The organism is Bradyrhizobium sp. th-b2 (genome assembly GCF_000426785.1).
Taxonomy (GTDB): domain Bacteria; phylum Pseudomonadota; class Alphaproteobacteria; order Rhizobiales; family Xanthobacteraceae; genus Bradyrhizobium; species Bradyrhizobium septentrionale.
This window is the reverse complement of record NZ_AUGA01000023.1, coordinates 1-23,181: the sequence shown is the minus strand read 5'-3', so window position 1 is coordinate 23,181 and position 23,181 is coordinate 1. Positions and strand designations below refer to the sequence as shown.

The window sequence follows — 23,181 nt, the reverse complement described above, 5'->3', positions numbered from 1 at the left end:
TCGCTACGCTTGACTTCCACGCCGCCGCCGCGTCACGGTCCGGCCCGCAACAATCATGCTTAAGAATCCTCGAAGAATCCCTGAAATGAGCACCGGCTTTATCGTTATCCGCGACAACACCCCCGCCAGCGCCATTCCGAAGGGCGCCGTGGTTGCGATGGGAAATTTCGATGGCGTCCATCTCGGTCACCGCGCCGTGATCGGCGCGGCGCTCGCGATGGGAAAGGCGCATGGCGTGCCCGCGCTGGCCGTGACCTTCGAGCCGCATCCGCGCTCCTTCTTCAGCCCGAACACCCCGCAATTCCGCCTCACGGACGAGACCAACAAGCTGCGGCTGCTCGCGGCCACGGGGCTTGCCGGCGCGGTCGTCATGACCTTCGACAAGGCGCGCGCCGGGACCTCGGCACAGGACTTCATTCACCATGACCTGATTGACCGGCTCGGCATCAGCGGAATCGCGGTCGGCTACGACTTCCATTTCGGCAAGGGCCGGGTCGGCTCGCCGAGCCTGCTGGTCAGCGAAGCGCCGCGGCTCGGCATCGAGGTCGATGTGCAGGCCCATGTCGATATCGAGGAGCGTCCGGTTTCCTCCAGCGCCATCCGCATGGCGCTCGCCGAGGGCCAGGTCACTGACGCCACCACGATGCTGGGCGGACCGTGGTTCGTCACCGGCAAGGTGATCCACGGCGAGAAGCGCGGCCGCGACCTCGGCTACCCCACCGCCAACATCCGCCTCGACAAGCATTGCGGCCTGAAGCACGGCATCTATGCGGTGCGGGTCGGCAAGGGCTCGCAACGTTTCGACGGGGTCGCAAGCTTCGGGCGGCGTCCGACCTTCGACAACGGCGCGCCGCTGCTCGAAGTGTTCCTGTTCGACTTCAAGGGCGATCTCTACGACACGGTCCTTGATGTCGCATTCATCGGTTTCATTCGCGAAGAGCTGAAATTCGACACCATCGAGGCGTTGATCCGCCAGATGGACGACGACAGCGCCAAGGCGCGCGCGGTGCTGGCCGCGGCACCCGATGCGTTCCCGCAGCTCGGAGCGATTGGTTGAACAGGACTGAGAAGCAGAAGATGCTGGCGGGCGAACTGTATCGCCCCGATGCCGAGCTCGCCGCCGACCATACCGCGGCGGAACATTGGATGACGCGCTACAACGCGTCAGGCGCCTCTTCCGCAAGCGAGCTGCACGCGCTGCTCGCCGAGCGATTCCGCAGGGTCGGCAAGGATGCCGTGATCCGCCCGCCGTTCTTCTGCGACTACGGCGGCAATATCAGCCTCGGCGACGGCGTGTTCCTGAACTTCAATTGCGTCATCCTTGACGTGGTCGAGGTCGCGATCGGCGATCGCACCCAGATCGGGCCCGCGGTGCAGATCTATACCGCCGACCACCCGCGCGACGCCGCGACCCGGCGCGCCGGGCTGGAATTCGGCCGCCCGATCCGGATCGGTAGCGACGTCTGGATCGGCGGGGGTGCCATCATCCTGCCCGGCGTCACGATCGGCGACGGCGCGCTGGTGGGGGCCGGCAGCGTGGTCACCCGGGACGTCGCCGCCGGCGCGACCGTGGCGGGAAATCCGGCCCGGCCGCGGCAGACCTAGGGCACCCCGGCAGGTCCGGATTTGCCGGCGGCGGAGGCTTTGCGATTTCCCCGCTTGGCTGCTATGGAAACCCCATGTTTTCGCGGCGCATCATACGGATTAGCGGCCCGGCTTCCGCCTGAGCCTGAAGGCTCGGCGCAAGACCGGGACTTTCGCCGTTTCACCCGCGATTGATCGCGTATCCGCGCCCTCACCTGCCAAATCAGAGCCTTCATGTCCGACAAGCCGCAAAAGACCGACGCCAACGACTATTCCAAGACCCTTTACCTGCCGCAGACGGAATTCCCGATGCGCGCCGGCCTGCCTCAGCGCGAGCCGGAAATCCTGAAATACTGGAACGACATCGGCCTCTACACCAAGCTGCGCCAAGAGGCCGAGGGCCGCGCCAAATTCGTGCTGCATGACGGCCCGCCCTATGCCAACGGCAACATCCATATCGGGCACGCGCTGAACAAGATCCTCAAGGACGTCGTGACCAAGAGCCAGCAGATGCTCGGCTTCGACTCCAACTACGTGCCGGGCTGGGATTGCCACGGCCTGCCGATCGAATGGAAGATCGAGGAGGAGAACTACCGCTCCAAGGGCAAGCAGAAGCCCGACTTCCGCGACTCCGCCGCGATGGTCGCATTCCGCAAGGAATGCCGCGCCTATGCGACGCACTGGATCAACGTGCAGCGCGAGGAGTTCAAGCGGCTCGGCATCATCGGCGACTGGGACCATCCCTATCAGACCATGAGCTATCCGGCGGAAGCTGCGATCGCCCGCGAGCTGATGAAATTCGCCGCCAACGGCACGCTCTATCGCGGCTCGAAGCCCGTGATGTGGAGCGTGGTCGAGAAGACCGCGCTTGCCGAAGCCGAGGTCGAATACGAGGACTACACCTCCGACATGGTGTGGGTGAAATTCCCGGTCACCTCGCCGGCGCATGGCGCGCTGGCCAATGCCTCGGTCGTGATCTGGACCACCACGCCGTGGACGCTGCCCGGCAACCGCGCGATCTCGTTCTCGCCGAAGATTGCTTATGGCCTCTACAAGGTCACGGATGCGCCTGCGGACAATTGGGCGAAGACGGGCGATCTCCTGATCCTGGCCGATGCGCTTGCCGCCGAGGTGTTCAAGCAGGCCCGCGTCACGGCCTATGAGAAGGTCCGCGATATCCCCGGCGACACGCTCGACGCCGTGGAATGCGCCCATCCGCTGCGCGGGTTCGGTGGCGGCTACGAGTTCACCGTGCCGCTGCTCGCCGGCGAGCATGTCACCGACGACACCGGCACCGGCTTCGTCCACACCGCGCCGAGCCACGGCCGCGAGGACTTCGACGTCTGGACGGCCAACACCCGCGAGCTCGACGCGCGCGGCATCCCGACTGCGATCCCCTACACGGTCGACGAGAACGGCGCCTACACCGCACAGGCGCCGGGCTTCACCGGAAAGCGCGTGATCAACGACAAGGGCGAAAAGGGCGACGCCAACGAGGCCGTGATCAAGGCGCTGATCGAGGCCGGCAAGCTGCTGGCGCGCGGCCGCCTCAAGCACCAATATCCGCATTCCTGGCGCTCCAAGAAGCCGGTGATCTTCCGCAACACGCCGCAATGGTTCATCGCGATGGACAAGGACATCGCGGAGAACGGCCATGCGAAGAAGGGCGACACGCTGCGCGCCCGCGCCCTGCACGCGATCTCGGTCACGCAATGGGTACCGCCGGCCGGCGAGAACCGCATCAACGGCATGATCGCCAACCGTCCGGACTGGGTGATCTCGCGGCAGCGCGCCTGGGGCGTGCCGATCGCCGTGTTCGTGCGCGAGAACAGCGACGGCTCGGCCGAGATCCTGCAGGACGAGGTCGTCAACCAGCGCATCGCCGAGGCGTTCATGGAAGAAGGCGCCGACGCCTGGTACATGGACGGCGCCCGCGAGCGCTTCCTCGGGGCCCGCGCGTCGGAGAACTGGAAGAAGGTCGACGACATCTGCGACGTCTGGTTCGATTCCGGTTCGACGCACGCCTTCGTGCTGGAAGACCGCCAGAACTTCCCGCAGCTCGGCAACATCGTTCGCAAGATCGATGGCGGCGACGACACCGTGATGTATCTGGAAGGTTCGGACCAGCATCGCGGCTGGTTCCACTCGTCGCTGCTGGAAAGCGCCGGCACGCGCGGCCGCGCGCCGTACGACATCGTGCTGACCCACGGCTTCACGCTCGACGAGAACGGCCGCAAGATGTCGAAGTCACTCGGCAACACCGTCGAGCCGCAGAAGGTGATCAAGGATTCCGGTGCGGATATCCTGCGGCTGTGGGTCTGCGCCACCGACTATGCCGACGACCAGCGCATCGGCCCGGAGATCCTGAAGAACACCATCGAGACATATCGCAAGCTGCGCAACTCGATCCGCTGGATGCTCGGCACGCTGCATCACTTCAAGCCGAGCGAGAAGGTCGGCTTTGCCGAGATGCCCGAGCTCGAGCGGCTGATGCTGCACGAACTGGCCGGGCACGCCGAGACCATCCGCAAGGCCTATGCGGAGTTCGACTACAAGACCGTGGTCGCAAGCCTCGCGGCCTTCATGAACTCCGAGCTATCGGCGTTCTATTTCGATATCCGCAAGGACACGCTGTATTGCGATCCGCCGTCGTCGGTGGCGCGCAAGGCGGCGCTGACCACGATCGACCTGTTGTGCGACGCGATCCTGAAATGGCTGGCGCCGATCCTGAGCTTCACGACCGACGAAGCCTGGCGGATGTACCGGCCGAACGCGGAGCCATCGGTGCACCTCACGCTGTTCCCCGAAGGTCTCGAGCAGTTCCGCGACGACGCCCTCGCAGCGAAGTGGGAGACGATCCGCAACGTCCGCCGCGTCGTCACCGGCGCGCTCGAGCTCGAACGCGCCGCCAAGCGGATCGGCTCCTCGCTCGAGGCATCGCCGGTGATCTACGTCGCCGACCGGCAGATGTTGGCAACGCTGTTCGACATCGACCTCGCCGAAGTCTGCATCACCTCGAACTACGAGGTGCGCGAGGGCGAGGCGCCGGCCAATGCCTTCCGCCTCGATGCCGTGCCCGGCGTTGCCGTCGTGGTCGAGAAGGCGGTCGGCACCAAATGCGCGCGCTCGTGGAAGATCCTGCCCACGGTCGGCGAGGATCGCGAATATCCCGACGTCTCGCCGCGCGACGCGCAAGCGCTGCGCGAATGGAAGGCGCTGGGGGGGACGGCTTGAGCTCGCCCGTTCGCGCGGGTGTGCTGGCGGCGGTCATCACCCTGATCGCCGACCAGGCCTCCAAGCTCTGGCTGCTGTACGTCTTTGGCATTGCCCACCGCGGCGCGGTGCAGGTGACGCCGTTCTTCGACCTGGTGCTGGCCTGGAATCCCGGGATCAGTTTCGGCTGGTTTCAGAGCGAGACCCCGGCGGCCCAGATTCTGCTGATGGTGATCAAGGCCGCCGCCGTGATCGCCCTGGCGATCTGGATGGCGCGGTCGCGGACCTGGCTGGCGACGCTGTCGCTGGGGCTGATCATCGGCGGCGCGATCGGCAACGGCATCGACCGCTTCGCCTATGGCGCCGTGGTCGATTTCGTCCTGTTTCATGTCGAGATCGGGGGAAAAACCTTCAATTGGTACGTATTCAACCTCGCCGATGTGGCGATCGTTGCTGGTGTGGCCGCCCTATTGTATGATTCCGTGATGGGGACCCCCGCCGTAAAAGCGCCCTGATCCCGGCCGATACGAACCGGTCGGCGGCCGACTTGCACCCAGCGGAACTGAGCGCTAAGCCAGTGATCGCTCGGGCGAATTTTGAGATGGAAATAGCGCGATGCGCAACACCAAAGCCCGCGGTTACCTGATCGAGACCTCCCGGATGCCGCTGATGCGCGGCCTCCGCCTGGCGTTCGTTGCGGCCGGGATCGGCCTTGTCATGACGGCCGGCCCGGTGCGCGCCGGCGACGATGACGACGATGGCGATGACGGCCTGACCTTCGAAGAGCGGATCGTCGACAATCTGATGACCGGGCTCGGCGCCAAGAGCGCGGCCAGCAAGGGCATCGACTACCGCGAGCGCTCGCCGTTGGTGGTGCCGCCGAAGCTCGACCTGCCCCCGCCGGCCTCGGCCGCCCAGGCCAATGCGCCGAACTGGCCGAAGGACCCCGATATCGCCAGGCGCAAGGCCGCGATTGCGGCGCGCAAGAAGGAAGTCAAGAAAGAGTCTTGGGAGTCGGCGATGCCGCTGACGCAGGCCGAGATCGAGGCCGGCCGCAAGCAGCAGACGGCCACCGACGGCAAGCGGGAACCGCTCGAGCCTGGTGCGAACACGAATCCGGCGCTGTCGCCGAGCCAGCTCGGTTACACTGGCGGCCTGCTCGGCATGTTCAAGGGAAACAGCAGCGAGTCCAAGCCGTTCAAGGGTGAGCCGACGCGCGATTCCCTGACCGAGCCGCCGCCGGGCTACCAGACGCCATCATCGGGCTTTGCCTATGGCACTGGACCGATGCAGCCGGTGGCGAAAGAGGGCCAGTTCGACGTCATGTCCGGAAAACCGGTGCAGTGATCGTTTGGCCCAATCACTTGGCCTGTGCGGGCGAAGGCTGACATGAGCAAAGCTTAATGCGGGGTGACGGGCGTCTCTCCGCTTCGTGACGACGGGCACGGATACGACCGTGTACGATGGCTTGCTTTCGCGCCCCGGCTGTGTGTCCGGGCTTCAACAAGGATCATGATGCCCTCACGCCGATCGATTGCCCTGTTTGCTGCCGCATTTTTTTCCACGATCCCGCTGTCGGGCGCCAGCCTCCGCGCCCAGACCACCGTCACCTCGGAACGCCCCGCCAGCTTCACGCTCGACAACGGCCTGCAGGTCGTGGTGATCCCCGATCGCCGCACGCCGGTCGTGACGCAGATGATCTGGTACAAGGTGGGCTCCGCCGACGAGACGCCCGGCAAATCAGGGCTGGCGCATTTCCTCGAGCATCTGATGTTCAAGGGCACCGCCAAGCATCCGGAGGGCGAGTTCTCGAAGACCGTGCTGCGGGTCGGCGGCAACGAGAACGCCTTCACCTCGGTTGACTATACCGGCTACTTCCAGCGCGTGCCGCGCGAGCAGCTCGCCTCCATGATGGAGTTCGAGGCCGACCGCATGACCGGCCTGATCCTGAAGGACGAGAATGTGCTGCCCGAGCGCGACGTCGTGCTCGAAGAGTACAACATGCGGGTTGCCAACAACCCGGACGCCCGGCTCACCGAGCAGATCATGGCCGCGCTCTATCTCAACCATCCCTACGGCCGGCCGGTGATCGGCTGGCACCAGGAGATCGAGAAGCTCGACCGCGAGGATGCGCTCGCCTTCTACCGGCGCTTCTACGCGCCGAACAACGCGATCCTGGTCATCGCCGGCGACGTCGACGTCAAGGATATCCGCCCGCTGGTCGAGAAGAATTTCGGCCCGATCGCGGCGCAGAAGGCGATCCCCGAGAAGCGCGTCCGGCCGCAGGAGCCGACGCCGGCCGCACCGCGCACCGTGACGCTGTCCGATCCGCGGGTCGAACAGCCGGGCCTTCGCCGCTATTATTTGGTGCCCTCGGCGACCACAGCCGCATCGGGTGAGAGCCAGGCGCTCGATGTGCTCGCGCAATTGATGGGCGGCGGCGCCAACTCCTACCTCTATCGCTCGCTGGTGATCGACAAGGGCCTCGCGATCTCAGCCGGCGCCGGCTACCAGGGCACTTCGCTCGATCCGTCGCAATTCTCGATCTCGGTGACGCCCAAGGCGGGCGTCGAGTTCGCACAGATCGAGGACGCGATCGACAAGGTGATCGCCGACCTCGCGCAGAACCCGGCCCGCGCCGAGGACCTCGAACGGGTCAAGACCCAGCTCATCGCGGAAGCGATCTACGCCCAGGACAATCAGGCGACGCTGGCTCGCTGGTATGGCGGGGCGCTGACCACCGGGCTCAGCATCGACGACATCAGGAGCTGGCCGGATCGCATTCGCGCCGTCACCGCCGAGCAGGTGCGTGCCGCAGCCGCTACCTGGCTCGACAAGAAGCGGTCGGTGACCGGCTATCTGATCAAGGATACTGCGCCGAAACGCGAGGAGAAGCGCTCGTGATCTATTCCCTGACCCGCCGTGCGGCGCTGATCGGCGGCGCCTGCGCCGCGCTGCTTTCGCTGTCATCGGCGCCCTCGCAGGCCGCGGCCAAGATCCAGCGGCTGGTGTCGCCCGGCGGCATCGAGGCGTGGTTCGTGCAAGATGCGACCGTACCGCTGATCGCGATGGAGTATTCCTTCAGCGGCGGCGCCAGCCAGGATCCGCCCGGCAAGCCCGGCGTCGGCAATCTGGTCGCCGACCTGCTCGACGAGGGCTCCGGCGATCTCGATTCCAAGAGCTATCATGAGCGGCTCGAGCGCCGCGCCATCGAGCTCAGCTTCCAGTCGAACCGCGATCAATTCCGCGGCTCGCTGCGCATGCTCAAGGACAACAAGGACGAAGCCTACGATTTGTTGCGGATGGCGCTGACCTCGGCGCGGTTCGAGCCGAAGGACGTCGAGCGCATCCGCGCCCAGACGATCTCGAACCTGCGCCGCGAATCGACCAATCCGTCGTCGCTAGCCGGCCGCAAGTTCCTCGAGCTCGCATTCGGCGATCATCCCTATGCCAGGACCGCCACCGGCACGCTCGAGAGCGTGCCGACCATCGAGATCGCTGACCTGAAGGACTATGTCCGCCGCATCATCGCCAAGGATACGCTGCGCATCGCCGTGGTCGGCGACGTCGACCCTGAGACGCTCGGCAAGCTCCTGGACAAGACCTTTGGCGGCCTGCCGGCGAAGGCCGAATTGACGCCGATTGCCGACGTCGTGGCGACCAAGCCGCCGCAGCGCGCCTTCGTCCCGCTCGACGTGCCGCAGACTGTCGTCACTTTCGGCGGCCCCGGCATCAACAGGCACGACCCGGATTTCATGCCGGCCTATGTGGTGAACCACATTCTCGGCGGCGGCGGGTCGTCGTCGCGGCTCTACAAGGAAGTGCGCGAGAAGCGCGGGCTGGCCTATTCGATCTATGAAGCGCTGGTCTGGATGGATCACTCCGCGCTGTTCATCGGCAACACCGGCACCCGCGCCGATCGCGCCGGCGAGACCGTCGATGCGATCGATGCCGAAGTCCGCCGCATCGCCGAGGAAGGCCCGACGCAGAAGGAACTGGACGAGGCGAAGTCCTATCTGAAGGGCTCGCAGATGCTGGCACTCGACACCTCCTCCAAGCTCGCGCAGGCGATGCTGCAATACCAGCTCGACAAGCTGCCGATCGATTACATCGAGAAGCGCAACGCGATCGTCGATGCGGTGACGCTCGACGACGCCAAGCGGGTCGCCAAAAAGCTCTGGGGCAACGGCCTGCTCACCGTGATCGTCGGCCGCTCCCCGCAGGCCGCGGCGCAACCGGCGTCGGCGCCGCCGAAGGCGAACTGACGCGCTTCGGCACGTACCGACTTCTACACACACCTCCGTTGTGGCCACCCCTCTCCCCCAACCCTCCCCCGCAAGGGGGGAGGGAGCCTGACAGGCGTGCTCACCTCACATCGCTTCACTGCGGCGTTGAGGTGCATGAGATAGGGTAAGGGACGCACCGGCGGATGGGCTCCCTCCCCCCCTTGCGGGGGAGGGTTGGGGAGAGGGGTGGCCTGCACTCCGAACGCAGACGTCACGAACGCTGCATCAACCCAGGCCAAGCACAGCCAAACCCGCTATCCTGCGGTCGCCGATTCTTGCCTTACCGGGTGATGTCATGCTGCGGGTGTCCCGCGACCTTACGATCGACGAGAACGACATTGAGATCGTGTTTGTCCGCGCCTCCGGACCGGGCGGACAGAATGTCAACAAGGTCTCGACCGCAGCACAGCTCCGCTTCGACACGCACAAGATCACGCTGCCGCCGGACGCCGCGCAACGGCTGGCGCGCCTCGCCGGCAGCCGCATGACCAAGGACGGCGTGATCGTGATCCAGGCCTTCCGCTTTCGCACCCAGGACCGCAATCGCGCCGACGCGATCGAGCGGCTGCTCGAGATGCTGAAGGAAGCGATGGTGCGGCCGACACCGCGGCGGCCGACCAGGCCGACGCTCGGCTCCAAGCAGCGCCGGCTCGAAGGCAAGAAGCACCGCAGTGACATCAAGGCCGGCCGCGGCACCCGCCGTTTCGACGATTGAGGAGCACCGGACGCAACGCACGCGCGGCGCGGCGTCCGGAATCCCGCCTCAGTACTTTTTGGTCCCCGGCGCCATCTCGGAACCGCTGGACTTCGGAGTGGCGTGGCCGCTGCCGACCGTTCCCTTGCTGCCCGACTTGGCAGTGGCGCCGCCCTTCTGCGTCGTGGTGCCGGGTTGCGCCGCCATTTCCTCATCGCCGCTGCCGGACATGCCGCCGCCCTGCTGCACGGTACCCCTGCCCTGTGCACCGCCGCGAAGCTGGGTATCCGATGCGGCCCCTTGCGCCAGAACGGGGCCGGCCATCGCGGCCGAGACGGCAAGGGCGAGCACGCTGGTTTTCACAAACGTCATCCATTTCTCCTGGACTTTAATTGACGATGGACGGAGCGGCGCTCGTATGCGCCGTTTGCAGCGCCGACCCTGAACCCCATCGCGCGAGACTGAATTTTCCGCAAACGGCGCACGCGCAATGCAAGCTACGTCGTGTGGTGATCGTGCAGGGATTTCGCGGTCATTTTGCGGATTTGTCGTTCGCATATGCGGCAACGATCAGTTCCGCGCCAGATCACCGCCCATCTTTGTTCTGCGGTGAAACAGCCCGCTACTACCAACGTCCGATTTCAGCCTCCTACAGTCACCGCACAGAGGCGGTGATGTATATGACAAAGCTGCGGGCCAAGTGGACGTTGGCGCTGGGATTTTGCAGCGCGATGTTTGCAGTGCAAATGGCCGGCGCGCAAATGCCATTGCCTGCCGCCAAACCGCCCGATGGGGCGACGCTGTTCAAGCAGCAATGCGCGACCTGCCATACCACCAACACATCGGATCCCGTCCGGCAGGGACCGTCGCTCTTCAAGATCGTCGGCCGCCATGCTGGCCAAGCCGACGGCTTCAAATATTCCGCGGGCTTTACGAAGGCGGATTTCGTCTGGGACGACGCCAGGCTCGATGCCTGGCTGGCCAATCCGCAGGAGGTGATCCCTGGCGCCGTGATGGCCTATCGGCAGGCCAAGCCGGAAACCCGCGCCATGATCATCGCCTATCTGAAGGAGCTGAACTGAATGGCGAAACCCGTGCACTCGATGATCCGCGTGTTCGACGAGGCCAGGGCGCTCGACTTCTACAAGCGCGCGTTCGGCCTCGAGATCGCGGATAATCTGCGATTTCCCGATTTCGCGCTGATCTATCTGCGCCATCCCTCCTCGCCCTTCGAGGTCGAGCTCACGGTCAATTTCGACCGCAAGGAGCCCTATGCGCTCGGCGACGGCTACGGCCACCTCGCCATCGTGGTCGATGACGTCGACGCCGAGCACGCGCGCTTCGAAAAGGAGAAACTGTCGCCCGGGCCGCTGCGCGACTTCAAGCATGACGGCAAGACGCTGGCGCGCTTCTTCTTCGTCTCCGATCCCGACGGCTACAAGATCGAGGTGATCCAGCGCGGCGGGCGGTTCGGTTAATCCAATTACAAGAAATGTCTACGGAGGAAACCCATGAGAGAAATCGATCGACGCAGCAAATATGACCGGCGTGTCTTCCTCAAAGGCGCAGCCGCCACCGCACCGGCAGTCGCGATCGCGACCTCCACCGGGCTTGGCATCACCGACGCGTGGGCCGATGAGGCCTCGACGCTGCCGCCGGCCACGCTGAAGACGCTGTTGAAGATGGCGCGCGACATCTATCCGCACGACTTTCTCGGCGACAGCTATTACATCACCGCGGTCAAGCCGTGGGATGCGAAGGCGGCGAAGGATCCGGCGGTCAAATCGCTGATCAATAACGGCGTTATCAGGCTCGATCAGGCGGCCAACGACCGCCACAAGATGCCCTATGTCCAGGTCGCCTGGGAGAACGATCGCGTCGCGCTGCTGCAGCAGATCGAGGGAAGCGCGTTCTTCCAGCAGATCCGCGGCGACCTGATCGTCTCGCTCTACAACAACAAGGAGGTGTGGCCGCGGTTCGGCTACGAGGGCTCCTCCGCCGAGCACGGCGGCTACATCAAGCGCGGCTTCGCCGATATCGACTGGCTGCCGAAGGCTTGAATCGGACAACGCTCGGGAGGAAACAATGGCAAAATTCGATTTGAATGACAGCGGCGTTGTTGTGATCGTCGGCTCCGGCGCCGGCGGCGGAACGCTCGGCAATGAACTGGCGCAAAAGGGCGTCAAGGTCGTGATCCTGGAAGCCGGTCCGCGCATCGAGAACCAGGACTTCATCAACGACGAATGGGACAGCTTCACCCAGCTCGCCTGGGCCGACGCGCGCTCCACGTCGGGAAGCTGGCGCGTCGCCAAGGACTTTGCGGGCCTGCCGGCCTGGATCGTGAAGGCGGTCGGCGGCTCGACCACGCACTGGGCCGGCGCATCGCTGCGCTTCGACGAGCATGAGTTCAAGATCAAGTCCGCCTACGGCAACATCCCCGGCGCCAATTTGATCGACTGGCCGATCACGCTCGCCGAGATGGAGCCATGGTACGCCAAGGCCGAGGACAAGATGGGCGTCACCCGCACCAACGGCATCCCTGGACTTCCCGGCAACAATAATTTCAAGGTGATGGAGGCCGGCGCCAAAAAGCTCGGCTACAAGGAAGTGCACACCGGGCGGATGGCGATCAACAGCGAACCGCGCGACGGCCGCGGCTCCTGCCAGCAGATCGGCTTCTGCTTCCAGGGCTGCAAGTCGGGCGCCAAATGGTCGACGCTCTACACCGAGATTCCGAAGGGCGAAGCCACCGGCAATCTCGAGGTGCGCCCCAGCAGCATGGTGATCAAGATCGAGCACGACCAGTCCGGCAAGGTGACCGGCGTGGTTTATGCCGACGCAACAGGCGCGATACAGCGCCAGAAGGCGCGCGTGGTCGCGGTCGCCGGCAACTCGATCGAGAGCCCGCGGCTGCTGCTCAACAGCGCCTCCAGCATGTTCCCTGACGGGCTCGCCAACTCATCCGGCCAGGTCGGCCGCAACTACATGCGGCACATGACCGGCAGCGTGTATGCGAGCTTCGAGAAGTCGGTGCACATGTATCGCGGCACCACGATGGCCGGCATCATCCGCGACGAGGCCAAGAACGATCCGAAGCGCGGCTTCGTCGGCGGCTACGAGATGGAGACGCTGTCGCTCGGCCTGCCCTTCATGGCGGCGTTCCTCAATCCCGGCGCCTGGGGCCGTAGCTTCACCAGCGCGATCGAGGGCTATCCGAGGATGGCCGGCATGTGGCTGGTCGGCGAGGACATGCCGCAGGAGACCAACCGCATCACGCTTGATCCGAAGATCAAGGACAAGTTCGGACTGCCGGTCGCCAGCGTGCATTTCGACGATCATCCGAACGACGTCGCGATGCGCGATCACGCCTACAAGCAGGGCTCCGCGGTCTATGAGGCGGTCGGCGCCACCGTGACCTATCCGACGCCGCCCTATCCCTCGACCCACAACATGGGCACCAACCGGATGAGCGAGAAACCGCGCGACGGCGTGGTCAACAAGTTCGGCCAGACCCACGACATCAAGAACCTGTTCGTCTCCGACGGCAGCCAGTTCACCTCGGGCGCGGCGTGCAACCCGACGCTGACGATCGTGTCGCTGGCGATCCGGCAGGCCGACCACATCGCCGGCGCGATGCAGCGCAAGGAGATCTAGAGCGTTCTCGAGCGAAGTGGGCACCGGTTCGCGTGAAGAAAACGCGTCAAAACAAGAAGCTAGAAGTTCGGTTCTGATTCAATCAGAACCGAACCTCCAGCAAGAAAATCCAATTCCCCTCTCACTGAAACGGCCTTGCCCGACAGGACAAGGCCGCTTTTGTTTTTTTTGCGTGATGGGGTTGGCGCGAACGCTATTCCGCGGCGTCCAGGATCGCCGCCGCCGTGCCGCGATAGTCGGGGACGACCACCGGCGCATTCGCCTTGGCGCGGTAGATCAGGCAGGAGCAGCGCAGCAGCGACGCAAAATTGTTCACCTCGCCGTGATGGTCGAGCACCTCGTTGTGCAAGGTGGTGAGGAACTTGGCCAGCGTCATGCCTTCCTTGGCCGCAATTTCCTCCAGCGTGTCCCAGAACGACATTTCCAGCCGGATCGAGGTGCAATGGCCGTCGATCCGCAACGATCGGGTGTGCGATTCATAGTCGCGTTGCGGCTGGTGCGCGAAAAGATGGCACATGGCGTTCCTCCGGCAAGAACTTATAATTTTTCTAAACGATATACCGGCGCGCGCGGCCCCACAATCGCGACGTAGGAGGTAACGCGCCGGCCGCTGAAGATGAGCGTCTTCAAGGCGATAGGCCGGAATCATCCCCATCTGGATCGGGCAGGCGCAGCGCTCCCATGCATTTGCCGGCGCAGCCATTTATAGTGGCGACGAGGCTCGAATCGCTCATCCGACATCCAATCCATGCCCGTCCGCCACCTCCCAGAACAGCTCGTCAACCGCATCGCCGCCGGCGAAGTGGTCGAACGCCCCGCGAGCGTGGTCAAGGAACTGGTCGAGAACGCGATCGACGCCGGCGCGAGCCGGATCGATGTTTTCACCGACGGCGGCGGGCGGCGCCGGATCGGCATCACCGATGACGGCAGCGGCATGACCAGCGCCGACCTTGCGCTGGCGGTCGACCGCCACGCCACCTCCAAGCTCGACGACGAAGACCTCTTGCGCATCCGCACGCTCGGGTTCCGCGGCGAGGCGCTGCCGTCGATCGGCGCGGTTGCAAAACTCGGCATCACCACGCGTCATGCCAGCGAGCCGCACGCTTGGTCGCTGTTGGTCGAAGGCGGCGAGAAATCAGAGGTCATGCCGGCTGCGCTCGGCCAGGGCACCCGCGTCGAGGTCAACGAGCTGTTCTACGCCACGCCGGCGCGGCTGAAGTTCCTCAAGACCGATCGCACCGAGGCGGAGGCGATCCGTGAGGTGGTGCGGCGGCTGGCCATGGCGCGCCCCGACATTGCCTTCACGCTGGCCGGCGAAGAACGCGCGCCGGTGACCTGGGCCGCGGCGCTGCCCGGGGCGGCCGGCCGGCTGACGCGGCTCGGCGATATCCTCGGCGCGGATTTCCGCGCCAGCGCCATCGAAGTCCGCTCCGAACGCGAGAGCGTCGTGGTCGAAGGTTTCGCCGCCGCGCCATCGCTGACCCGCGCCAATGCGCTCGGGCAGTATCTGTTCGTGAACGGCCGCCCGGTGCGCGACAAGCTGATCCTCGGCGCGGTGCGCGCAGCCTATTCCGACTACCTGCCGCGCGACCGCCATCCCGTCGTGGCGCTGTTCGTGACCTGCGACCCGCAAGAGGTCGACGCCAATGTGCATCCGGCCAAGACCGAGGTGCGCTTCCGCAATGCCGGCCTGGTGCGCGCGCTGATCGTGCATGCTTTGAAGGATGGCCTCGCGCGCGAGGGCAGACGCACCGCGGCCAACACCGCCGACGGCGCGACGTTGCAGGCGTTCCGTCCTGCCTTCACGCCGCCGCGCCCAGGCAATTGGGACTGGCGCGAATCGCCGTCATATCCGGTCAATCCGATGCGCGCGTTCGAGGGGGCGGCAGCGCCGGCGTTCGCCGAGCCCGGACAGGCCGCCTTCGATGTCGGCACGCCGACCGCCGATGTGCGCTTCGAGGCGGCTCCCGCGCCCGATCTGCTCGACCGTCCGCTGGGCGCCGCGCGCACCCAGATCCATGAGACCTATATCGTCTCGCAGACCCGCGATGGCCTGATCGTGGTGGACCAGCATGCGGCGCATGAACGCATCGTCTATGAGAGACTGAAGGCCTCGCTGGCGAAGAACGGCGTGCAACGGCAGATCCTCTTGATCCCCGAGATCGTCGAGCTTGATGAGGCGACCGTCGAGAAGCTGCTCGACCGCGCCGAGGAGCTGGCGTCGTTCGGGCTTGCGATCGAGTCCTTCGGTCCCGGCGCGGTCGCGGTGCGCGAGACACCCTCGCTGCTCGGCAAGGCCAATGCGGCGGGCCTGTTGCGCGACCTCGCCGAGCACATGGCGGAGTGGGACGAAGCGCTGCCGCTGGAGCGCCGGCTGATGCATGTCGCCGCCACCATGGCCTGCCACGGCTCGGTCCGCGCCGGCCGCCGCCTCAAACCGGAAGAGATGAACGCGCTCTTGCGCGAGATGGAAGACACGCCGAATTCCGGCCAGTGCAACCATGGCCGGCCGACCTATGTCGAGTTGAAGCTGAGCGATATCGAGAAGCTGTTCGGGCGGCGGTAGTCTCTATCCCCGTCGTCCCGGGCAAGCGAAGCGCGACCCGGGACCCAACCACCAATGTCTCGCTTGAGAGAAGCTGGGGCCACAGCGCGCTTCCACAATGCACATTCGTGGTTATGGGTCCCTGCTTTCGCAGGGACGACAGATCAGGGTGCGGTTACAGCTCGCAAAAACACGAACTCGGTGTCGTCATACGCGCGCCGCTCGAGCTCCTCGAACCCCGCGGGCGCCGCGAACGCAGCAGCCCGCGCCTCCTCCACCACGAGCAGCGCGCCCCGTGTCAGCCAGCCGCCGTCGCGCAGCGAGGCGAGCGCCTTGTCCGCGAGCCCCTTGCCGTAGGGCGGATCGAGAAACACCAGCGAGAACGGCTCGACCGGATGCGCCGGCCCGAGATCGGTGGCATCGCGGCGATAGACCTTGGTCGTGCCGCCAAGCCCGAGCGACTCGACATTGTTGCGCAGCAGCGCCCGCGCCTCGGCGCCATTGTCGACGAACAGCGTGAACTTCGCGCCGCGCGACACCGCCTCGATGCCGAGCGCGCCGGTGCCGGCAAACAGATCGAGCACGCGCGCGTCCGCGATCGGATTGTCGTAGGCGTGTATCAGGATGTTGAACACGGACTCGCGCAGGCGGTCCGCGGTCGGGCGGATCTCACGGCCCGACGGCGACGCGAGATTGCGGCCCTTCAGCCTGCCCCCGACGACGCGCATCGACCGTTACTCGTCCTTCGGCGTGAGATCGCGCTTGCCGTGATAGCCGCGCTTGGGACGGCGCGGCGGGCCGTAGCCGCTGGCCTCGTCCTCGTTGCGCGCGCGGGCTTCCTCGCTGCCGGTGCGCTGCACCAGCACGCGGCGGCCCTTGCGGTCATTGATCACGGCCCGCTTCGCCACCGGCTTGGACGGCTTGCGCGTGTCATCACCGTCGCCGGCGTCGCGCTGCTCCGGCCGCGCGAAGTCCGCACCTGCGACCTTGGCGATCTTCTCGCCCAGCTGTTCGCGCAGTACCCGCGTCTTGACCTCCTCGACCTTGCCCTCCTCGAGCTCGCCGAGCTGGAACGGGCCGTAGGAGATCCGAATCAGCCGGTTCACCTCAAGCCCAAGATGCGCCATCACGTTGCGCACCTCGCGGTTCTTGCCCTCGCGGATCGCGAACACCACCCAGACGTTGGAGCTCTGGTCGCGCTCCAGCGTCGCATCGATCGGCCCGTATTTGACGCCGTCGACCTCGACGCCGTCCTTGAGCTGGTCGAGCTGGCCCTGCGTCACCTCGCCATGCGCGCGCACGCGGTAACGCCGCAGCCATCCGGTGTCGGGATGCTCCAGCGTCCGCGCCAGCCCGCCGTCATTGGTCAGCAGCAACAGGCCCTCGGTGTTGAAATCGAGCCGGCCGATCGAGATCAGCCGCGGCAGGCCCTCTGGCAGATTGTCGAACACGGTCGGCCGTCCCTCGGGATCGGCATGCGTCGTCATCAGCCCGCGCGGCTTGTGATACATGAACAGCCGCGTCCGCTCGCGCGGCGGCAACGGCTTGCCGTCAACCGCCACGACATCGTTGTCGGTGATATCGAGCGCCGGCGAGTTGATCACGCGCCCGTTGACCGTGACGCGCCCCTGGGTGACGATCTCCTCGGCATCGCGGCGCGAGGCGAGACCGGCGCGTGCCAGCACCTTGGCGATGCGCTCGCCGGATTTCTTCGGCTTCGGCTCGGGACGTTCCCTGCGATCGTCGTAGGAGCGTTCGCGATAGGCGCCGCGGCCGCCGAAGGCCGGACGCTTCGCAAAAATCTCGCCGTCGTTTTCATTGTCGCGGCGCGGGCGATCGCCGAAACGGCCTTCGCTGCGCGGATGCTCCTGCCAGTCGGTGCGGCCTTCGGGACGCTCGCGCCGGCGGTCGCCGCCTGTATCGTCGTCGCGACCCCAGCGCGGCCGGCTGAACTTCGGCCGCTCTTGGCGATCGCCCTGCTCGCGATCGTCGCGGGAGCGCGAGAACCTGGGCCGCTCGCCGCCGCCGCGATCATCGCGCGGCTTACGATCGTCGCGCGGCGTGTCGTAACGCGGCTTGTCGAAATTGCGCGGGCCGTCGCGGAACGGACGCGAACCTCGCTCCGGACGATCGGAGCCGCCCTCGCGCTTCTGCCACGGCTTGGATTCGCCGCGCGGCGGCCGGTCGCCAAAGTCCTTGCGCGGGCCGCGGTCACCACGATCACGATCGCCCCCGCGATCCGCCGCACCGCGCTTGAACCTGCTGTCGTCGCCGAATTTCCGCGCGGGCCGGTCGCCGTCGCGCGATGGACGGTCGCCGAACGATCGCTCGCCACGCGGCGTATAGGGCCGCTTGTCGCCGTCACGCTCGCGCGAAGCGTAAGGCTTCTTGTCACCGAACTTCCGATCGGAAAACCGCCCCGCCGGGCGGGCGTCATCGCGATCGCGACGCGGCGCGCGGTCGTCGCGATTGAAGTTCGGGCGATCGCCACGCGGCGTGTAAGGGCGCTTTTCGCCGCCGCGGTCGTCGCGCGGCTTGAAGGTGCGCTTCTCGCCATCACCGTCACGCGCGGAGCGATCACGGAACGGCCGGTCGCCGCGCGGCTTGAAGCTACGCTTCTCGCCGTCGCCGTCACGCGGGGGCCGATCGCCACGGGGACGATCGTCGCGGTTGAACCTCGGCTTGTCGCCGAACTCGCGGCGCGGCGGACGGTCCTCGCGGTCGCCGCGATAGGGCCGCTTCTCGCCATCGCCCTTGCCGGCAAACTTCTTGTCGCCAAAGCCGCGTTTGGCGAATTTCTTGTCCGGTCCGCGGGCGGCGCCGGAGCGGCCCTTGCCGCCGCCGGCGCGGCCCTTGCCACCGCCGGGCCGATCACGCCGGCCGCGGGAATCGTTGTTTTTGTCGCTGTCGCGGGGCATGAATATTCTCGCTGGACGTTCAATTGGGGTGCAAGGGGACGGGCCGTACGCGCCTGTTGGCAGCGCATTTGACGCAAAACCGGCATCCACTTTTGCTGAAGGCGAAGCTACTAGCAGGTTTCTGGCAATGATACGAGGCATGACAGCCCCTTCTTTCATGGATTTGGCGCTGAAAACGGCCGAAAACGCCGGAAAGTCGGGCGAAGTTCCGATCGGATGCGTGATTGTCAGGGGTTATGAGGTGATCGCCACCGCCGGTAACCGCACCCTGACCGACCGCGACCCCACCGCCCATGCCGAGATCCTGGCGATCCGGCAGGCGGCAGAAGCCATCGGCACCGAGCGGCTGGTCGATTGCGACCTCTACGTGACGCTCGAGCCCTGCACCATGTGTGCCGGCGCGATCTCCTTCGCCCGCATCCGCCGGCTCTATTACGGCGCCGCCGACCCCAAGGGCGGCGCGATCGAGTCAGGCGTACGCTTCTTCGCGCAGCCGACCTGCCACCATGTGCCTGAGGTCTATGGCGCCGTCGGCGAGCGGGAGGCCGCGCGCCTCCTGCGCGAGTTCTTCAAGGAGCGGCGCTGACGAACCCGTAGCCCGGATGGAGCCAACGGGTCGCGCGAACGCGCGCCCGATGACAGGCTCCGCACAATCCGGGGGAAGTTCCTCCGCGAAGACGATCCCGGATTTCGCTTCGCTGCATCCGGGCTACGCAATTCTCCGCATACAAAATATCGATCCCGTCATCCCCGCGCAAAGGCTTCGCCTTTGCGCGGGGATGACGGGGGAGCAGGCTCGGGATTTGAATCAGCAGGCCCTAAGCCGCCGCGGCGTGGCCGAGTGCGCTGACGATGTTGTCGACGACCTCTTCCACCAGGATGCGATCGTCGCCCTCGCCCATGACGCGGATCACCGGCTCGGTGCCGGAGGGACGGATCAGCAGGCGGCCATGGCCGTTGAGACGCTTCTCGCCGTCGGTGATCGCGGACTTGACCTCGGCGTCGTCGAGCGGCTTGCCGCTGCGATAGCGCACGTTCTTCAGGATCTGCGGCAACGGGTCAAAACGCCGGCAGATCTCCGACACCGGGCGACGCAGCTTCTGCACCACGGCCAGCACCTGCAGCGCGGCGACGAAGCCGTCGCCGGTCGTCGAATAATCCGACATGATGATATGGCCCGACGGCTCGCCGCCGAGATTGTAGCCGCCGCTCAGCATCTGCTCGAGCACGTAGCGGTCGCCGACCGGGGTGCGGACCATCGAAAGCCCGAGGCCCTGCAGGAAGCGCTCCAGCCCGAGATTGGACATCACGGTGGTGACGATGCCGGGCTTGGAGAGGCGCCCCTCTTCCTTCCAGCTCTGCGCGATCACCGCGAGCAGCTGGTCGCCGTCGACGATGTGGCCGCGCTCGTCGACCAGGATGACGCGATCGGCGTCACCGTCGAGCGCGATGCCGATGTCGGCGCGCATCTCGCGCACCTTCCGCGACAGCGCTTCCGGCGAGGTGGAGCCGCATTCCTTGTTGATGTTGAAGCCGTCGGGCTCGACGCCCATCGGCACCACGTCGGCGCCGAGCTCCCACAGCGCTTCCGGCACCACCTTGTAGGCGGCGCCATTGGCGCAGTCGACCACGACGCGCAGGCCGTCGAGCGAGAGGTCGCGCGGCAGCGTGCGCTTGGCGAATTCGATGTAGCGGTCATGGACGCCGTCGATGCGGCGAGCGCGGCCGAGGCTCGCGCTCTGCGCCAGGCGGCGGTCGAGCGATTCGTCGAGCAGCTGCTCGATCTGCTTCTCGACATCGTCGGAGAGCTTGAAACCCTGCGGGCCGAACAGCTTGATGCCGTTGTCCTCGAAGAGATTGTGCGACGCCGAGATCATGACGCCGAGATCGGCGCGCATCGACTTGGTGAGCATCGCGATCGCCGGCGTCGGCATCGGGCCGACCAGCAGCACGTCCATGCCGACCGAGGTGAAGCCCGCGACCATGGCGTATTCGATCATGTAGCCGGACAGCCGCGTGTCCTTGCCGATCACGACGCGATGGCGATGGTCGCCACGCTGAAACACCAATCCTGCGGCCTGCCCCACCTTGAGCGCGAGCTCCGGCGTGATCAGCCCATTGGCACGGCCCCGAATTCCATCGGTCCCGAAATATTTGCGGCTCATAGTACCCCCAACACGGACCTCTCGAACCACCCGGCGAGAGAGTCCCGAACGCCCACCAGTCTAGCGTGCATCGGCCTTATAGACTGTCAGGCGCTAAGATGACTTCAAAAAATATGATGAATCATTACCGCCATCGAACCCCATGGTTCGAGCTTAAGACACTGAAAAATATAACATTCTCTCCTTAACCGCAATCCCGTAAACGCGGGCCGGCCCTAACCCTTGCCGCCTCGCTTGACGTGCTGGTCGCCCTTGCTGGGGGCCGGCTGGGTGACATTGACGGGGTCGGAACCGGGAAACGTCTCCTCCAGCCCCTCTTCCAGGGCCTCGTCGAGCCGGCGCTTCTCGGCGTTGTCGTCTGCTTTCGGCTTGGAGTTCGCCTTGGAGCCTGATTGCGTCATCGTGCTCTCCCATCCGTCTTGGCATTCATCCTGGCATTCGTCTTGGATTTGGCAGGCCATCCAACCATGCTAGATGACGGCAAGCGCGAACACCCGCAAGACTTCGCTGGATTAAGACTTCGCTGCATACGACTTGCGACATAGAAGAAGGGCCGGGAACGTCCATGAAGCACATTACCTGCATCGAAGATCTGCGCCAGCTGCACAAGCGCCGGGTGCCGAAGGCGTTTTTCGATTATGCGGACCGCGGCTCATACACCGAGGGCACGCTGCGCGCCAATTCCGAGGACCTGCAGCAGATCAAGTTCCGCCAGCGCATCCTGGTCGATGTCTCCAAGCGTAGCCTGGCGACCACGATCCTCGGCGAGCCGGCCGCGATGCCGCTGATCCTGGCGCCGGTCGGCCTGCTCGGCATGCAGCACGGCGACGGCGAGATCTACGCCTGCCGCGCGGCGCAGGCGGCCGGCATTCCCTTCACCCAGAGCACGATGTCGATCTGCTCGATCGAGGACATCGCGGCCGCCGTCGACAAGCCGTTCTGGTTCCAGCTCTACGTCATGAAGGACCGCGGCTTCATCAAGTCGCTGATCGAGCGCGCGATCGCGGCGAAATGCTCGGCGCTGGTCTTGACCGTCGACCTGCAGGTGATCGGCCAGCGCCACCAGGACATCAAGAACGGCATGACGGTGCCGCCGGAATGGTCGCTGTCGAAGCTCTTGGACTTCGCGAGCAAGCCGTCATGGGTCGCCGGCGTGCTGCGCGGCAAGCGCCGCACCTTCGGCAACATCGCCGGTCACGTCAAAGGCGCCGACGACCTCATCAAGCTGTCGGAGTGGACGGCGTCGCAGTTCGATACCACCCTGAACTGGAAGGACATCGACTGGATCCGCAGCATCTGGCCGGGCAAGCTGATCCTCAAAGGCATCCTCGATGTCGAGGACGCCGAGCTCGCCGCCAAGACCGGCGCACAGGCGATCGTGGTGTCCAACCATGGCGGCCGCCAGCTCGACGGCGCGCCGTCCTCGATCGAAGTGCTGCCGGAGATCGTCGACGAAGTCGGCTCGAAGCTCGAAATCATGTTCGACGGCGGCATCCGCACCGGCATGGACGTGATGCGCGCGCTCGCGCTCGGCGCCAAGTCCTGCATGATCGGCCGCGCCTATACCTACGGCCTCGGTGCCGGCGGCCAGGAAGGCGTCGCCAAGGCGCTCGATATCCTGGGCAAGGAGCTCACCACCACGATGGGGCTGTGCGGCGTCAACACCATCGCCGAGATCGACGATCACGTGCTGGCGGTGTAGCGCGCGCAGCTTCACACTCTTCGTCGTCCCGGGCAAGCGAAGCGCGACCCGGGACCCATAACCACAGCCGCGCGAGATTAGAACGTCGTCGGTTAAGAAGCCGATTTGAGTGGTGTGCGGTGGCTGGTGACTGAGAAGAAGGCAGCCAGGAAGAGGTACCAAAGAGCCCTTAGCCAGGCGAGGATGCGGCGGAAGTTGTAACCGACGGCGGAGAGGATGACGTTGGCGGTATCGCCGGCGCGGCCTTTGAGGTAGCAGCGGCCGAGGTGTCCGTCAGCCTTCAAATGGCCGATCACGGGCTCGATAGCGGAGCGGCGCCGCAGCTGGCGCTTGATAGTGCCGAAGACGCCGCGCTTCTGGCCGGAGATGAAGACGCGGCGCGGGTTCTGTGCGTCATGGCCGCGGTATCCCTTGTCGACA

General features: G+C 65.6%; 21 protein-coding genes and 1 pseudogene. 15 read left to right on the top strand and 7 right to left on the bottom strand.

The window, feature by feature from the left end:
• The first annotated feature begins 85 nt into the window (after positions 1–85).
• From K359_RS0126010 to arfB, 8 genes are all read left to right on the top strand, one after another.
• Positions 86–1,057: a bifunctional riboflavin kinase/FAD synthetase gene (locus K359_RS0126010; RefSeq protein ID WP_029081933.1), complete on the top strand. Its 972-nt coding sequence runs from the start codon at positions 86–88 to the stop codon at positions 1,055–1,057.
• The gene (locus K359_RS0126005; protein WP_029081932.1) at positions 1,054–1,605 is read left to right on the top strand and encodes a sugar O-acetyltransferase; all 552 of its coding nucleotides are present in this window, start codon (positions 1,054–1,056) and stop codon (positions 1,603–1,605) included. Before K359_RS0126010 ends, K359_RS0126005 begins: the two co-directional genes overlap by 4 nt.
• Positions 1,606–1,818: 213 nt before the next feature.
• Positions 1,819–4,818: an isoleucine--tRNA ligase gene (gene ileS, locus K359_RS0126000; RefSeq protein ID WP_029081931.1), complete on the top strand. Its 3,000-nt coding sequence runs from the start codon at positions 1,819–1,821 to the stop codon at positions 4,816–4,818.
• A complete protein-coding gene (gene lspA / locus K359_RS0125995) occupies positions 4,791–5,312 on the top strand; it encodes a signal peptidase II (protein WP_035977133.1) in 522 nt (173 codons plus the stop codon). The genes ileS and lspA overlap by 28 nt, the downstream gene beginning before the upstream one ends.
• A gap of 100 nt (positions 5,313–5,412) precedes the next feature.
• The gene (locus tag K359_RS0125990; RefSeq protein ID WP_029081929.1) at positions 5,413–6,144 is read left to right on the top strand and encodes a hypothetical protein; all 732 of its coding nucleotides are present in this window, start codon (positions 5,413–5,415) and stop codon (positions 6,142–6,144) included.
• A gap of 168 nt (positions 6,145–6,312) precedes the next feature.
• Entirely contained in the window at positions 6,313–7,701 is a 1,389-nt protein-coding gene (locus K359_RS0125985) for a pitrilysin family protein (protein WP_035977132.1), read from the top strand.
• Positions 7,698–9,062, top strand: coding sequence for a pitrilysin family protein (locus K359_RS0125980; RefSeq protein ID WP_051346420.1), 1,365 nt, complete (start codon positions 7,698–7,700; stop codon positions 9,060–9,062). The genes K359_RS0125985 and K359_RS0125980 overlap by 4 nt, the downstream gene beginning before the upstream one ends.
• Before the next feature lie 316 nt (positions 9,063–9,378).
• Positions 9,379–9,798, top strand: coding sequence for an alternative ribosome rescue aminoacyl-tRNA hydrolase ArfB (arfB, locus tag K359_RS0125975; RefSeq protein WP_029081926.1), 420 nt, complete (start codon positions 9,379–9,381; stop codon positions 9,796–9,798).
• Positions 9,799–9,846: 48 nt separating this feature from the next.
• Here the strand turns inward: arfB and K359_RS0125970 are convergent, their stop codons facing one another.
• Positions 9,847–10,149, bottom strand: coding sequence for a hypothetical protein (locus K359_RS0125970; RefSeq protein ID WP_029081925.1), 303 nt, complete (start codon positions 10,147–10,149; stop codon positions 9,847–9,849).
• Between the two features lie 389 nt (positions 10,150–10,538).
• Between K359_RS0125970 and K359_RS0125965 the strand changes: the two genes are divergently transcribed.
• Genes K359_RS0125965 through K359_RS0125950 form a run of 4 tightly spaced genes read left to right on the top strand, consistent with a single transcriptional unit; the run spans position 10,539 to position 13,431 of the window.
• A complete protein-coding gene (locus tag K359_RS0125965) occupies positions 10,539–10,859 on the top strand; it encodes a cytochrome c family protein (RefSeq protein ID WP_029081924.1) in 321 nt (106 codons plus the stop codon).
• Complete coding sequence (locus K359_RS0125960) at positions 10,860–11,255, top strand: VOC family protein (RefSeq protein ID WP_029081923.1); 396 nt, start codon at positions 10,860–10,862, stop codon at positions 11,253–11,255.
• Positions 11,256–11,288: 33 nt separating this feature from the next.
• On the top strand, positions 11,289–11,837 hold the full coding sequence (locus K359_RS0125955; RefSeq protein WP_029081922.1) for a hypothetical protein: 549 nt from the start codon (positions 11,289–11,291) through the stop codon (positions 11,835–11,837).
• Positions 11,838–11,862: 25 nt separating this feature from the next.
• Positions 11,863–13,431 carry a GMC family oxidoreductase gene (locus K359_RS0125950; protein ID WP_029081921.1) on the top strand — a complete coding sequence of 523 codons (1,569 nt, stop codon included), beginning with the start codon at positions 11,863–11,865 and terminating at the stop codon, positions 13,429–13,431.
• A gap of 193 nt (positions 13,432–13,624) precedes the next feature.
• Here K359_RS0125950 and K359_RS0125945 read toward each other — a convergent pair whose 3' ends face one another.
• Positions 13,625–13,948 (bottom strand): ribbon-helix-helix domain-containing protein, encoded by a 324-nt coding sequence (locus tag K359_RS0125945; RefSeq protein ID WP_029081920.1) that lies wholly within the window; start codon positions 13,946–13,948, stop codon positions 13,625–13,627.
• Positions 13,949–14,179: 231 nt separating this feature from the next.
• Between K359_RS0125945 and mutL the strand changes: the two genes are divergently transcribed.
• Positions 14,180–15,997 (top strand): DNA mismatch repair endonuclease MutL, encoded by a 1,818-nt coding sequence (gene mutL / locus K359_RS0125940; protein ID WP_029081919.1) that lies wholly within the window; start codon positions 14,180–14,182, stop codon positions 15,995–15,997.
• A 143-nt stretch (positions 15,998–16,140) separates the two neighbouring features.
• Here mutL and rsmD read toward each other — a convergent pair whose 3' ends face one another.
• Entirely contained in the window at positions 16,141–16,704 is a 564-nt protein-coding gene (rsmD, locus tag K359_RS0125935; RefSeq protein WP_029081918.1) for a 16S rRNA (guanine(966)-N(2))-methyltransferase RsmD, read from the bottom strand.
• Between the two features lie 6 nt (positions 16,705–16,710).
• Entirely contained in the window at positions 16,711–18,894 is a 2,184-nt protein-coding gene (locus tag K359_RS0125930; protein WP_029081917.1) for a pseudouridine synthase, read from the bottom strand.
• 139 nt (positions 18,895–19,033) lie between these two features.
• On the opposite strand from K359_RS0125930, the gene K359_RS0125925 reads away from it, so the two are divergent.
• Complete coding sequence (locus tag K359_RS0125925; protein WP_245284718.1) at positions 19,034–19,480, top strand: nucleoside deaminase; 447 nt, start codon at positions 19,034–19,036, stop codon at positions 19,478–19,480.
• 232 nt (positions 19,481–19,712) lie between these two features.
• Here K359_RS0125925 and glmM read toward each other — a convergent pair whose 3' ends face one another.
• Positions 19,713–21,059 (bottom strand): phosphoglucosamine mutase, encoded by a 1,347-nt coding sequence (gene glmM, locus K359_RS0125920; protein WP_029081915.1) that lies wholly within the window; start codon positions 21,057–21,059, stop codon positions 19,713–19,715.
• A 215-nt stretch (positions 21,060–21,274) separates the two neighbouring features.
• Positions 21,275–21,460 (bottom strand): hypothetical protein, encoded by a 186-nt coding sequence (locus K359_RS0125915; protein WP_029081914.1) that lies wholly within the window; start codon positions 21,458–21,460, stop codon positions 21,275–21,277.
• Positions 21,461–21,624: 164 nt separating this feature from the next.
• Between K359_RS0125915 and K359_RS0125910 the strand changes: the two genes are divergently transcribed.
• On the top strand, positions 21,625–22,761 hold the full coding sequence (locus K359_RS0125910; protein ID WP_029081913.1) for an alpha-hydroxy acid oxidase: 1,137 nt from the start codon (positions 21,625–21,627) through the stop codon (positions 22,759–22,761).
• 92 nt (positions 22,762–22,853) lie between these two features.
• Here the strand turns inward: K359_RS0125910 and K359_RS53065 are convergent.
• A pseudogene (locus K359_RS53065) lies at positions 22,854–23,181 on the bottom strand (IS5/IS1182 family transposase); the annotation flags it as partial.